Genomic DNA, 12,529 nt, shown 5'->3' with positions numbered 1-12,529 from the left:
GATCTCCTGCGGCTCATGGCCTGCGACCATTGTTCACCAGATAGGACTATGACGGCAAATATTGGCGTCTATCGGCCCAATTGTCGCGGCGATATCGTCTCCGCAACGAACAACAGCGGCCGACAACCCCGGCCAGGAGATCGCCATGAAGCGTGTCACCGGTACCTACAGCGCCCCCCGCCCACACTGGGTGGGCGACGGATTCCCCGCCCGCTCGATGTTTTCCTACAACACCCACGGCCAGCACCTTAGCCCGTTCCTGCTGCTGGACCATGCCGGCCCCTACAGCTTCGCCCCAAGCGATACCCCGCGCGGGGTCGGCCAGCATCCGCATCGCGGTTTCGAGACCGTCACCATCGTCTATGAGGGCGAGGTCGCCCACCGTGATTCGACCGGGGCCGGCGGCACCATCGGCCCGGGTGACGTGCAGTGGATGACCGCTGCCTCCGGCATCCTCCACGAGGAGTTCCATACCCCGGAGTTCAGCAGGCGCGGCGGCACGCTGGACATGGTCCAGCTGTGGGTGAACCTGCCCGCGCAGGACAAGATGGGTGCGCCGGGCTACCAGACCCTGCTTGACGCACAGATCCCCTCGGTTGAACTGCCCGATGGCGCCGGCCGCGTGCGTGTCATCGCCGGTCGATTCGACAACCACGCCGGTCCGGCGCGTACCCACACGCCGATGGATGTCTGGGACATCCGCCTGCGGCAGGGCCATCACGCCGAGCTGCCGGTGGCCGATGGCCGCACGCTGGCGTTGGTGGTGCTGAAGGGCACGGTGCGGTTCAACAGCGGCCAGCCAGTCGGCGAGGCACAGCTGGTCACCTTCGACCGCAGCGGCGAAGACGTGTTCGTCGATGCGGACAGCGACGCCACCGTGCTGCTGCTCAGCGGTGAGCCGATCGACGAGCCAGTGGTGGGCTACGGCCCGTTCGTGATGAACAGCCAGGCCGAGATCGCGCAGGCGGTCAACGACTTCAACAGCGGCCGCTTCGGGCAGATCGCGCACTGATCGTTTCAAAGCGGCGGGCACTGGCCCGCCGCACCCTCCGGGCCATCGCCCACTTTTTCCAGGAGACTGACCATGAGTACCCCCGCCAACTTCAACGGTGCCCGCCCGGTGATCGATCCGGACAATGCCGCGATGCTGCTGATCGACCACCAGAGTGGACTGTTCCAGACCATCGGTGACATGCCGTTCACCAGCGTGCGTGCCCACGCCACCGCGCTGGCGAAGATGGCCACGCTGGCAAAGATGCCGGTGATCACCACCGCCTCGGTTCCGCAGGGCCCGAACGGCCCGCTGATCCCGGAGATCCACGACGCGGCCCCGCATGCGCAGTACGTGGCGCGCAAGGGTGAGATCAACGCCTGGGACAACCCGGAATTCGTTGCTGCGGTGAAGGCCACCGGCCGCAGGCAGCTGATCATTGCCGGCACCATCACCAGCGTGTGCATGGCCTTCCCGTCGATCGCCGCCGTCGCCGATGGTTACCAGGTGTTCGCGGTCATCGACGCGTCCGGCACCTACTCGAAGATGGCCGAGGAGATCACCCTGGCCCGCGTGGTGCAGGCCGGCGTGGTACCGATGGACACCGCCGCGGTGGCCTCGGAGATCCAGCGCACCTGGAACCGCGACGATGCCCAGCAGTGGGCCGAGGTCTACACGAAGATCTTCCCGAACTACCAGCTGCTGATCGAAAGCTACCTGAAGGCCCAGGACGTGCAGAAGAACCATGAACAGCTGGATTCGCAGCGCAGCTGAGCTGCCCCCCGGGGTGCCTGCCCGCCGCCGGCACCCCTCCCAACCGGAGACCCATCATGTCCAGTGAACCGATCCGCGACCCGGCCAGCGACCACCTGCTGACCCCGCAGAATTCCGCTTTCATCATCATCGACTACCAGCCGGTGCAGGTGAACTCCATTGCCTCGATGGACCGCCAGCTGCTGGTCAACAACATCGTCGGCACCGCCAAGGCCGCAGTGGCCTACGGCCTGCCGATCGTGCATTCGACGGTCAACGTCAAGACCGGCCTGAACAAGCCGCCGATTCCGCAGCTGCGCAAGGTGCTGGGCGACTACCCTACCTACGATCGCACCACCATCAATTCCTGGGAGGACGTCGAGTTCCGCAAGGCGGTGGAAGCCACCGGCCGCCGCAAGCTGATCATGACTGCGCTGTGGACCGAGGCCTGCCTGACTTTCCCGGCTCTGGATGCGTTGAAGGAGGGCTATGAGGTGTACGTGGTGGTCGATGCCGTCGGCGGTACCTCGCTGGCGGCGCATGATGCCGCGTTGCGCCGCATCGAACAGGCCGGTGGCCAGCTGATCAGCGTGCCGCAGCTGTTCTGCGAGCTGCAGCGCGACTGGGCCCGCTCGGAAACGGTGCCGGCCTTCATGAACCTCTTCATTGAAACCGGGGGTACGGCGGGCATCCAGTTCTCGTACGATCGTACCGAGTAACTGCGTGGCGGCGCCGACCCTGGCTGGCGCCGCCCTTGGGAACGGTCGAGCATGGCTCGACGCTATAGACAGATGGAGAACGTGATGGCCTACGCACGCATTGTTTCGACCGCCGACAACTACCTGCACCACATCAGCAACGGCACATTCGATGTGGATGCGGACGAGCCTGCCTCGCTGGGCGGCCAGGGCAAGGGCTTCGCACCGTTCGACCTGTACCTGGCCTCGCTGGCGGCCTGCACCGCCATCACCCTGCGCATGTATGCGCAGCGCAAGGGCTGGGAACTGGGCGAGTTCCATGCCGAGCTGCGCTCGGAACGTGACGCGGATGGACGCTTCCACGTGCACCGCGTGCTGCATGCCAGCGCCGAGCTGAGCGATGCGCAGTGGCAGCGGTTGCTGGAGGTGGTGGAGAAGACCCCGGTTACGTTGGTGATGCGCGAAGGTGCACGCATCACCAGTGAGCGTGGGGCTGCAGCGTAATCCCATCCACGCATGGCGTGGATCTACAGACGACGCTCGCCGGGCATGGCCCGGCGCTACCGGAGCGGCGCGGGGCCATCGGGTAGCGCCGGGCCATGCCCGGCGGCCGCTCAGCGCCGTGAATGCAGCACGGTGCGCTGGCGCATGGCACTGAATTCCTGCTCCACCTGCTGGATGTCTTCGGCCTGGAAACCGGCCGCATCCAGCAGCTGGTCGGCGGCGGCCGCCGCCAGCGGATCATCGTCACGCTGGCGCCAGCAGCGCGCCGGCAGGAAATAGCCCACTTCGCTGCGCCCACGCATGATCACCACCGGTCGTCCCGCATACAGCAGGAACTCCGCCAGGTGCTGGCGCAACCCCTCCACCGAGACGTAGGCCGGCCCGATGCCCAGCGACTGGCTGGACGGTTCGGGACTCTCGAACAGCTTGCGACGGCTCATCCACTCCTCCTTATGTGCAACGCGTGGTCTCCTTTCCTTAGACGGGCGCATCGCTGCGCCCCCGCCAGGCACGACGTGATCCGCATCACGCCAGCCACTCAGAAGCCGGTATTGAACTCCAGCTGGAACACGTCGATCGACAGCGGCGCACCGGACACTTCCTTGGCCGCCATCCACTTGCCGCTGATCCAGCTGCGTGCATCCAGCGCGTAGGCACCGCCCACGTAGTAGCCACGGGCGTTGGTGCCGCCGAGGTGGAAGTTCGGATCGTTGTAGGCGTCGGGCAGCGCATCGGCCTCGATGTGCTTGTAGCCCAGCAGCGCCTGCCACTGGCCCTTTTCCTTCAGCTCGGTGGCCCCGAAGGTGGCCTGCACCATCCAGGCGGTGTCGCCACTGCGGAAGGTATCGATGCTGGCGGCGCCACCGGCACCGTAGTTGTTGACGATGCCGTTGTTGGCGCGGCTGAACATGGCCTGCTTGTCGTAGGCCAGGTTGCGGATGTAGTCGCCATCCAGGCGCAGGCCGATGCCCTGGGCCAGCTGCGTATCCCAGCGCAGGTTGAGCGTGGCCAGGCGGAATGCCGAGGCCAGGCCGACATACTGCGGGGTCGGCGTGTTGGCCGGGTCCAGCGGATTGCGCGCGATGTCGCGGATCAGCATCAGGGTATTGCCCTTCTGCATGAACGCTGGGCGCGACCAGTCGGTATCGCAGCCCACCGCGCCCGCATATAGCGCGCACGGCGAGGACAGGCGGCCGCTGATGTTCTTGAAATCGTAGTAGCCCAGTGCGGCACGCAGCGCATTGTCGTCGTTGAAGCGCCAGTTCATGCCGACCTGTGCACCGGACAGCCACTTGTTCTCGTTCGGGGTCTTGACCCGGCTCTGGCTCGGCGCGCTGTCGGAGGTGTACTCCAGCGGTACCACGGCCAGGTTGGCGAACAGGCCGAGGTCACCACCGTCAAAGTCATACTGCAGGTTGGCGGCCAGGCCGTCGAAGTTCAGGTCGTTGGAGAACAGCGTATCGCTGGTCCAGAACGGATTGCCGAAGCGGCCGCCGCGCACCGTCACCCAGTCGGCCGGTCTGTAGGCCAGCCAGGCCTGGTCCAGCCACACGTCCTTCTTGCTCAGGCCACCACCCAGCTGCTCGGTGGTCGACACCGGGCCATTGCTGCTGCCGCTGGCCAGGCGCACACCGGCCGTGGTGTGCTGGCCGATGGTCGCCTCGATGCCCAGGCGGGCGCGGATGCGCCACAGGTTGCGGCGGTCCTGGCGGGTGTTCAGCAGCGGCGGCAGCTGCAGGTTGGTGTTGGTGTTGGTGTCGAAGCCGTTGCCGGAATTGATCGACGACCAGTTGCTCACGATGTCGCTGTTGCGTTCGGAGAAGAAGCGCGACTCGCTGCGCACGCGCATGTCACCGGTGACCTTGATGCGCTTGGTCCACTCAGCCACTTCGTTCGGTGCCGCCCAGCCCTCGGACCTGGCCTGCGCCATCACATCCTGGCGCACTTCGTCACGGATGCCGTCGCGCACGCTCTGCGGCACGTAGGGCACGCGCACGTCGCCGGCCTCCAGGGCCACGCCACCGCTGGCGGCCGAAGGTGCGGTGGTCGTAGTGCGCGATGCGGCCGCTGCTTCAGCCTCGGCCTGCACCAGCAATGCCTGGCCGTCTTCTGGCTTCAGCGCGCCGCTGGCGATCAGGCCCTTGATCAGCTTGACCATGGTGGTTTCTGCGGCCATCGCACCGGCCGGGGCGGCCAGGCTGAGCAGCACGGCGCAGCACAGCAGCGCCCGTCGGGCCGGCCGCGGGCGGCGGGAGTCGGTTCGTGCGCGGACGTGGTCGTTCATCACGGTTCTCATCGAAAGAAGGGAAATCACGGAGGTCGGGAATCAGGCCCCGGGCCGGCGGCCCTGGATCAGCACGCGGGCGGGGAAATCGAGCGACGGCGGCGGTGCCTGGTCGACCTTGCCGATGCGTCGCAGCGCATCGAGCACGGCCGCGTCGGCCTCCTCGTTGCCACTGCCACGCACCAGCTCGACCTTTTCCAGGCGGCCATCGTTGGACAGCCACACATTCACCTGCAGCTGGAACGCCAGGCGCTTGACCTTGTCGTCGCGCGAGATCGCCTGCTGCATCAGATAGCCGAGATAGCGCCCATAGGTGGCATTGCCGGCGCCGCCACGGCCGACGCCGGACGAACCGCCGCCACTGCCGGACTGGATGCCGAAGTTGTCACCACCGGCCTGCGCATCGGCATTCATCGTCACCGGGTCTGCATTGTCCGGCGTCGGCGTGGGCTCTTCAGCGGGCGTCGGCTGATCCAGCGGCTCCGGTTCGGGCATCGTTTCTTCCGGCGGCGTCTCCGGCTCCGGTGGCTTTTCCGGCGGCGGTGGCGGCGGCGGAGGGGGGGCGGCAATGCCAGCATCGGCGGCTGCACCACCGGCCTGCGGGTGCTGGCGGTGTCCTTGAACAGCATCCACCACACGGCGATGCCAAGCACCAGCAAGGCTGCCAGTACCAGTGCAACGGTCACCAGCAGCTGGCGACCGCGCATGCCGGGTTCCGGCCGAGGGGGTTGATGGGCCGTCATGCCTCAGCCCTGCGCCTTGCCGGTGACCAGGCCGACCTGGGCCAGCTCCAGCCGCCGCAGCAGGTCCAGCACCTCGACCACGCGGGCGTACTGCACCTGCGCGTCACCGCGCACGATCACCGGGAAATCCGGCGTGGTCGCGCGCTCGGTGCGCAGGCGGTCTTCCAGCTCGGCCATCGTCACCGGATAGGCATCCAGGAACACCTGACCACTGGGGTCGATGGTGATCGCCTTGGTCTTCGGCTTCTCCAGTGCCACGCTGTTGCTGGCCTTCGGCAGGTTGACCTCGATGCCGGGGATGGAGGCGTTGCTGGTCAGGATGAAGATCACCAGCACCACCAGCAGCACGTCGACGAAGGGCGTTACGTTGATGCCCTTCTCGCGCTTCTTGATGCCGAACTTCGCCTTCTGGCCCATGGCGCGCCCCTCAGCCCTGGACCGCGGCCGGGCCGCGCCCGTCCTGCTCTTCGGCCAGGCGCGCGGCGAACTCGTCGATGAACACCGCCATGTCGGCGCCGATCGCCTCGGCACGTGCACCCAGGTAGTTGTAGCCGAACAGCGCCGGAATCGCGACGCCGAGGCCGGCTGCGGTACACAGCAGCGCCGCGGCCATGCCCGGTGCCACCGAATTGATGTCCACCGCGCCGGCCATCGCCGCCACCACGAACACCAGCATGATGCCGATCACGGTACCGAACAGGCCCACGTACGGCGCGCCTTCGATGGTGGTCGACAGCCAGTTCATGCGCCGTGCCATCGCTTCCTGCTCGCGCACCATCACCGCATCCATCGAGGCGCGGATCGCGGCGATGGTGGCGCCACTGAGGTAACCGCTGTTGCCATCGCGCTGGTGGCGCTGCTGCATTTCATCGATGGCCACCTGGTAGATCCGCCACAGCGAACCGTCGTGCATCGCGGTCGGCGCCTTGCCCTGGCGGTCCATGTCGGACAGGGTGCGCAGCGGCACGCCGGACAACTTTCCGAAGCTCTCGGTGAACACCGCGTTGGCCTTGCTGGTGCGGCCGAAGTGGCGCCCCTTGGCGATCATGATCGCCCACGACAGCAGCATCATCAGGCCGAGGATCGCCACCACCACCCAGGCGTCGAACGGCATTGCCTTGAGGATGAAGGCGAAGTGGCTCTGACCGGCGGACTGCTCGTCGGCACCGTAGCTGATCAGGCGCGAGTCGGCGCCCTGTGCGGTGGCATCGGCCAGCAGCAGTGCCGCCGGTCGTGCCACGCGCGAGATACGCAGCTCATCCAGTGCGCCCTCGAAATTGGCCAGCGGCTGCATCGCGCCAGGAGCATCGGCGCCCACTACCGGGGCGGTGCCCAGCGCCGGCAATTCGCCGCTCAGCTGTGCGACCACGCGGCCATTGAGGTACAGCTGCAGAGCCCCCTTCTCCGCAGTCAGCGCCACATGCGCCCACTGCCCTTCCGGAATCGGCTGTGCCGGCGTGCTGCGCTGGCCATTGAGCTGCACGAACGGCACCCGGTTCTCGATGCCCAGCACCAGTTCGGAAGCACCGTCACGACGGGCGTAGATCGCCTGTGCGGCGTTGTTGCTGCCCGGCTTGATCCAGGCCGAGACGGTGAGCGGCGCGCCCGCCTCCTGCGCAAGCGATGCGCTGGCCGGCAGCGGCAGCGGGGCTGCGCCCAACTGAACGCCGCGGCCGATCACCGAGCCTTCCGACGGCGGTGCCACGGCCCCGGCGTTGTTTCCATAGGCGGTGGTGTCGCGTGCCGGCGCATTGGCCTCGGCAAAGTGGTAGACCAGCGTGTAGTCCGGGTCGAACACCTGCTGGCCATTGCCGCTGGCCGGGGCCTTCTCGTTGCCGTAGTACATCCAGATCGTCTGCGGTGCTGCGGCGCTGACCGCCGGTACGTCCACCCAGACCAGGGCCAGGCCCAGCTTGGGATCGAACTGTTCGATCTGGTGGGCCAGCACGGTGCGGCCATCACCCGAGACGAAGCGCAGGTCGTTGCCCGCGTCCTGGGTGCCGTCGAAACCGAAGTTGCCGGTATGCAGGCGCAGCAGCAGCGGCGTGCGACCCGGGTCACCGGCCAGGCCCGCGCCCTGCGGGCCGGCGTCGACGGTGATCGGCTTGCGGTATTTCCATTCGGCCTGCCACCAATTGGCATCGGCCGCAGCGACCGGCAGCGCAACCAGCGCGGCCAGCAGCAACAACACTCGGGAAAGCAAACGGTCCATGCGAAGGGTCTCCGGAGAACGCATGTTCAAGGGAAGGGTCAGTAACTGGTGCTGATGTTGAAATGCAGGCGCGGGTCGTCCTTGCGCGTGACCGGGCCATCGGCATAAGGCCAGGCGTAGTCCAGGCGCAGTTGCAGGTGCTCGCCGAGGCGCATCTGCGCGCCCAGGCCGACCGAGGCCAGGTTGTACTTGTCACGCTGCTCGGGCAGCGGCTGGCGCAGGCGCAGGTAGGCCGCGTCGGCAAAGCTGTAGACACGCAGGTCGGTGCCGCTCCACAGTGACCACGCCGGTGTGCGCCATTCCAGGCTGGCCAGGCCGCCGTAGTCGCCGATCGCCTCGGCCGACAGGTAGCCACGCACGGTGTACATGCCACCGGCGGCGAACTGCTCGGCCGACACCAGCGGCGCATCGGTCACCTGCAGCGAGCCGCGCGCATACCATTGCCAGTCATTGCCGAAGGTGTGGGTGTTGGCCACGTCGGCCTTGAAGGCGACGAAACTCGGATCGGCCCAGTAGCGCTTCTGGCCGAAGGCGGTGGCGTCACTGCCATAGCCGAACAGGCGGCGGGTGCCGGCAACCAGCTGGGTATTGATGCTCAGCTGATCCTGCTCGCCCTGGCGAACGCCCACGAAGGCCAGCGTGATAGGCGCGTACTTCAGCGGCGTCTTCAGGCTGTCCTTGCCCATCTGGGTATCTTCCTCGGTGTCCTTGAAATCCACACCAAGGCTGAGCTGGCGCCACCACTGGCTGCTGCCGGCCAGTCGATAGTTGAGCTTGAGGCCGATCAAGTGACCGTTGCCGATCACGTTGGTACCGGTGCCGGTACCCACCTGCCCACCCGCGTTCAGCACGCGGCTGTCGGATTTGTAGCCGGACGCTTCCAGGCTCCACGGCGTGCCTTCGAACGGCATCGTGTACGAGGCCGAGAACACCTTGGCCTGTTTGGTGTCTTCCGGTGCCAGATACACGCCGATGTTGGCGCTGTGCCCGCGCTTCCACAGGTTGTCGTAGGCCAGCGATGCACTCAGGCGCAGCTTCTCGGTGTCGGCGCTGTGGTCGTTGTTGAGTGACGCGCTGGCACGCCACGGCGACTTTTCTTCGACCTGCAGGTCCACATCCATCGTGCCCGGCACCTGGCCTTCGCGCACCAGCGGCATCACCTGGCGACGCCCGCCCTCATTCAGCGCGGTCAGTTCTTTCTGGGCCTGGTCGAAGTCCGGCACCTTGCCTTCCGCCAGCGCTGGTACGCGTTCGCGGATGCGCTCGGGCGATTCGTGCTTCGTTCCCACGACCCGCAGCTGGCCGATCGGTGTCTGCTGTACCTTCAGCAGCACTACGCCACCACTGACCTGCTGCTCGGGAAGCTCCACGTAGACCGACTGGTAGCCCGCCTGCTGGTACAGCGCATTGACTGCATCGCGTGCCTTCTCGACATCGGCCAGGGTCTTTCCCGGGCCGAGGAAGGGCTCGACCGCGCGCTCGATCTGGCGCGGATCGAGCACGGTATTGCCACGTACGATGTATTCATTGATGTTCACGCTGGGCGCAGGCGCTGCCTCCTGCGCGAACAACGGCAGCGGCATCGCGGCCAGGGCCAGCACCAGGGGATGCAGGCGCAAGGGAAGGCGGACGGTTCGGCACGGAACAGGAGTCATCGAAGGCATCGCGACGTATCGAAGGTAATGGCCATGGAGCGGCGCGTGGGTCTACCAACAGGACGTGCACGTCGCGTCAAAACCGCCAACAGTTTTATGACAGCACTGTCATCTTTTGACAGCGCCGCAACGCACGCAGGCGGGCCCTGCCTTCGCCACACGTCTTCATTGCAGAACGTCGATTGCTGCGGGAGATTCGAGATGCGTGAATCATTGATGGTGGAACTGCGCGCTGCCCTCACCCTTGCGTTGCTGCTGGCGTTGGCCCCGGTTCTCGCCGGAGAGGCGAAGAAGCAGGAAGGCGCCGCGCCCTGCGTCGAAGTACAGGTCAATGGCGAGCGCATTCCGGCCTGGGACTGCCTGCAGCGCAAACTTGCGCCGGCATCGAAAACGGCGAAATCACCGGCGCTGCCGGAGGCCGAACGCCTGATGCGGCAGCCCGGCAACCAACTGATGCAGTACAACCTGGAAGGCACACGACAGCGCATGGGCGATGCCTTTGGTCGTTCGGTGGTACCGCAGCGCCCGGCGCGCTGAGCCTGCACAGTCGCGGTGCAGAGCCCCAGCCCGGCAGGATTCTGTAGCGTCGAGCCATGCTCGACTGTTCTTCCAGGAGCAGCCGAGCGTAGGCTCGGCTCTACAGTGCAACCGGCACGATGCCATCGATCGGCACCGGCGGCAGCTCAGGCACCGGCAAGCTGCGCGATTGCCCTGCCTGGTTCAGTTCCACCGCGCTGGCACTGATGCTTGCCAGCACCGTGCAGGGTCCGAGTCGTTGGCCGGGCGCATACGCTTCCGCCGGGCGTCCATCCACCGAGAGCAGGGCCAATGGCGCATGGTCACCGGCCATCACGCCCAGCACCACCACCTCAGTCTGCACTGCACCGGGGGACAGCAGCCGCACCAGCGGCAGGCTGGCCACTGCATCGAACATCGGCCGTACCGGCGCCACGGCCTTCGCCTCGCTGGCCGCGGCCGCTGGCGCCACGGCAGACAGGGTGACACTCCAATAGGCCACCACGGCCAGCAGCAGCGTCGCCGCCAGCAGGGTCAGTATGCGATTGCGATCCCAGCGCCTGCCATCCATGTTCCACACCGCCACCACGTTCGTGTCCGCCTACGCTAGCAGCTGTGGCTGACGCTTTTGTTTCATCATGTCGGCCTACGCTGGCAGGTATCGACCCGGACAGGAGGCAACGTCGATGCAGCGCGTGCCGCGCGGTTTCACCCTGCTGGAACTGATGGTGGTGCTGGTGATCATCGGCATCTGCACGGCCGGAATCGGGCTGGGCCTGGGCAGCCTGCTCGACCCGGGCCGGCAGCTGCGACAGGAAGCCGAGCGGTTGGCGCAGCGCCTGCAGGTGGCGCGCGATGAGGCGCGCATCGATGGCCGCCCCCTGCGTTGGCAGGCCGACGCCAACGGCTATCGTTTCAGCCGCCGCGAAGGCAGCGGTTGGGTGACCGTTGAACACGATGATCTGCTGCGACCGCAGAAGTGGCAGGCAACGGGTATCGCGGTGCAGCCCGCCAACCCCATTGAGCTGAGCCCGGAGTGGATCGGTATCGCCTGGGAGCTTGGATTGTCGCTGGATGGTCGCAAACTGCGTCTTCGTGATGATGGCAGCGGACAGTTGCAGGTCGTGCAATGAAGCAGGCGGCACGCGGATTCACCCTGATCGAAGTGCTGATCGCATTGGCGATCGTATCGATTGCATTGGCGGCGGTGATGCGCTCGGTGGCAGTGGCGACCGACGATCAGTCACGGCTGCGTGACCGTCGCCTGGCACTGTTGTGTGCGCAGGATCGCTGGCAGGAACTGCGCCTGAGCGGACAGGCACCGCAGTATGACCGGCAGCGCTGCGTGCAGGGGCGCAGCAGCTTCCTGGTGCTTCAGCATCTGGGCACGGGCAGCGACGGCCAGCCGCAGCTGGAACTGAGTGTGGTTGCCGAAGATGCTCCCCGGCAGTCGCTGGCGCGGATGCAGTTGCCATGGACGGCGGCGCAATGACGCGCGCCGTGCGCGGTTTCACCCTGATCGAGGTGATGATTGCGATCACCATCATGGGCGTACTGGCACTGATCTGCTGGCGGGCGCTCGACAGCGTGGCCAACAGCGACCAGCGCCTGCGCCAGGCGGATGCCGAGACCACGACGGCGCTGCGCGTGCTGCAGCAGCTCCAGCGTGATATCGAAATGCGCGCAGACGATGCGTTGATGAATGGTGCAGTGCGGCCGGCCGATCAACCGCAGCGGCTGCTGCCGCCTTCGCTGGTGAGCGAGCGGCATCCGGATGGGAGCTTCGCGCTGGAGATCACCCGCAGTGTCGGCAGCGATGGGCTGCGCTGGCAGCGGGTGCGCTGGTGGCGGCAGGGAAGTACGCTTTGGCGGGCCAGCGGCGCAGCGACGGATCGGTATCCCCTGCCGGCGCCGGATCTGTCGAAGGGCATTGCCGTGGCGCGCGAGGTACAGCGGTTCGAGGTGCGGGCATGGCAGCCCGGTGCCGGCTGGGCGCCGTTGCCGAGCGAAGGCGAAGTGCTGCCGGCCACCGGGCTGGAACTGCGGCTGGGCCTGCGCGATGGGCGTGGGCCGTTGAGTTACCGGCGGGTGCTAGAGCTTTAGGATTCTTCCCAGGCAAAGCGTCCACGCACGGCGTGGATCTACGGTGGGTGCCGACCGTGCCTTGGTGGGT

At 66.7% G+C, this 12,529-nt stretch carries 14 protein-coding genes and 1 pseudogene; 8 read left to right on the top strand and 7 right to left on the bottom strand.

Features of this window, described 5'->3' with window-relative positions; translation table 11 throughout:
• The first annotated feature begins 145 nt into the window (after window positions 1-145).
• The 4 genes from ARC63_RS05685 to ARC63_RS05670 all read left to right on the top strand — a co-directional run bounded on the left by ARC63_RS05685 (window position 146) and on the right by ARC63_RS05670 (window position 2,946).
• Entirely contained in the window at window positions 146-1,012 is an 867-nt protein-coding gene (locus ARC63_RS05685; RefSeq protein ID WP_057502772.1) for a pirin family protein, read from the top strand.
• A gap of 72 nt (window positions 1,013-1,084) precedes the next feature.
• Window positions 1,085-1,765, top strand: coding sequence for a hydrolase (locus tag ARC63_RS05680; protein WP_049448034.1), 681 nt, complete (start codon window positions 1,085-1,087; stop codon window positions 1,763-1,765).
• Between the two features lie 56 nt (window positions 1,766-1,821).
• Window positions 1,822-2,463, top strand: a complete 642-nt coding sequence (locus ARC63_RS05675) for a hydrolase (protein WP_005409869.1) — start codon at window positions 1,822-1,824, stop codon at window positions 2,461-2,463.
• 84 nt (window positions 2,464-2,547) lie between these two features.
• A complete protein-coding gene (locus ARC63_RS05670) occupies window positions 2,548-2,946 on the top strand; it encodes an OsmC family protein (RefSeq protein WP_057502771.1) in 399 nt (132 codons plus the stop codon).
• Between the two features lie 110 nt (window positions 2,947-3,056).
• Here ARC63_RS05670 and ARC63_RS05665 read toward each other — a convergent pair whose 3' ends face one another.
• The 6 genes and pseudogenes from ARC63_RS05665 to ARC63_RS05640 all read right to left on the bottom strand — a co-directional run bounded on the left by ARC63_RS05665 (window position 3,057) and on the right by ARC63_RS05640 (window position 9,840).
• Complete coding sequence (locus ARC63_RS05665) at window positions 3,057-3,386, bottom strand: hypothetical protein (RefSeq protein WP_057502770.1); 330 nt, start codon at window positions 3,384-3,386, stop codon at window positions 3,057-3,059.
• Between the two features lie 98 nt (window positions 3,387-3,484).
• Window positions 3,485-5,230, bottom strand: a complete 1,746-nt coding sequence (locus tag ARC63_RS05660) for a putative porin (RefSeq protein WP_057502769.1) — start codon at window positions 5,228-5,230, stop codon at window positions 3,485-3,487.
• A gap of 42 nt (window positions 5,231-5,272) precedes the next feature.
• A pseudogene (gene tolA, locus ARC63_RS05655) lies at window positions 5,273-5,937 on the bottom strand (cell envelope integrity protein TolA).
• Between the two features lie 39 nt (window positions 5,938-5,976).
• Entirely contained in the window at window positions 5,977-6,390 is a 414-nt protein-coding gene (locus ARC63_RS05650) for an ExbD/TolR family protein (protein WP_005409874.1), read from the bottom strand.
• Between the two features lie 10 nt (window positions 6,391-6,400).
• A complete protein-coding gene (locus ARC63_RS05645; RefSeq protein WP_057502768.1) occupies window positions 6,401-8,185 on the bottom strand; it encodes a DUF2341 domain-containing protein in 1,785 nt (594 codons plus the stop codon).
• Between the two features lie 38 nt (window positions 8,186-8,223).
• The gene (locus tag ARC63_RS05640; RefSeq protein WP_057502767.1) at window positions 8,224-9,840 is read right to left on the bottom strand and encodes a ShlB/FhaC/HecB family hemolysin secretion/activation protein; all 1,617 of its coding nucleotides are present in this window, start codon (window positions 9,838-9,840) and stop codon (window positions 8,224-8,226) included.
• Between the two features lie 201 nt (window positions 9,841-10,041).
• On the opposite strand from ARC63_RS05640, the gene ARC63_RS05635 reads away from it, so the two are divergent.
• Window positions 10,042-10,377, top strand: coding sequence for a hypothetical protein (locus ARC63_RS05635; RefSeq protein ID WP_057502766.1), 336 nt, complete (start codon window positions 10,042-10,044; stop codon window positions 10,375-10,377).
• Between the two features lie 100 nt (window positions 10,378-10,477).
• Here the strand turns inward: ARC63_RS05635 and ARC63_RS05630 are convergent, their stop codons facing one another.
• Window positions 10,478-10,927 (bottom strand): hypothetical protein, encoded by a 450-nt coding sequence (locus ARC63_RS05630; RefSeq protein ID WP_057502765.1) that lies wholly within the window; start codon window positions 10,925-10,927, stop codon window positions 10,478-10,480.
• A 115-nt stretch (window positions 10,928-11,042) separates the two neighbouring features.
• Between ARC63_RS05630 and gspH the strand changes: the two genes are divergently transcribed.
• The 3 genes from gspH to ARC63_RS05615 are packed head-to-tail and all read left to right on the top strand — an operon-like array spanning window position 11,043 to window position 12,459.
• Window positions 11,043-11,489 carry a type II secretion system minor pseudopilin GspH gene (gene gspH, locus ARC63_RS05625; protein WP_049409494.1) on the top strand — a complete coding sequence of 149 codons (447 nt, stop codon included), beginning with the start codon at window positions 11,043-11,045 and terminating at the stop codon, window positions 11,487-11,489.
• A complete protein-coding gene (gene gspI / locus ARC63_RS05620; RefSeq protein ID WP_057502764.1) occupies window positions 11,486-11,848 on the top strand; it encodes a type II secretion system minor pseudopilin GspI in 363 nt (120 codons plus the stop codon). Before gspH ends, gspI begins: the two co-directional genes overlap by 4 nt.
• A complete protein-coding gene (locus tag ARC63_RS05615; RefSeq protein ID WP_057502807.1) occupies window positions 11,845-12,459 on the top strand; it encodes a prepilin-type N-terminal cleavage/methylation domain-containing protein in 615 nt (204 codons plus the stop codon). The genes gspI and ARC63_RS05615 overlap by 4 nt, the downstream gene beginning before the upstream one ends.
• Window positions 12,460-12,529: the final 70 nt, after the last annotated feature.

This window comes from Stenotrophomonas geniculata ATCC 19374 = JCM 13324, assembly GCF_001431625.1.
In the GTDB taxonomy this organism is placed as follows: domain Bacteria; phylum Pseudomonadota; class Gammaproteobacteria; order Xanthomonadales; family Xanthomonadaceae; genus Stenotrophomonas; species Stenotrophomonas geniculata.
The sequence above is the reverse complement of the archived record's forward strand: the minus strand, read 5'-3'. Positions and strand labels throughout refer to the sequence as shown.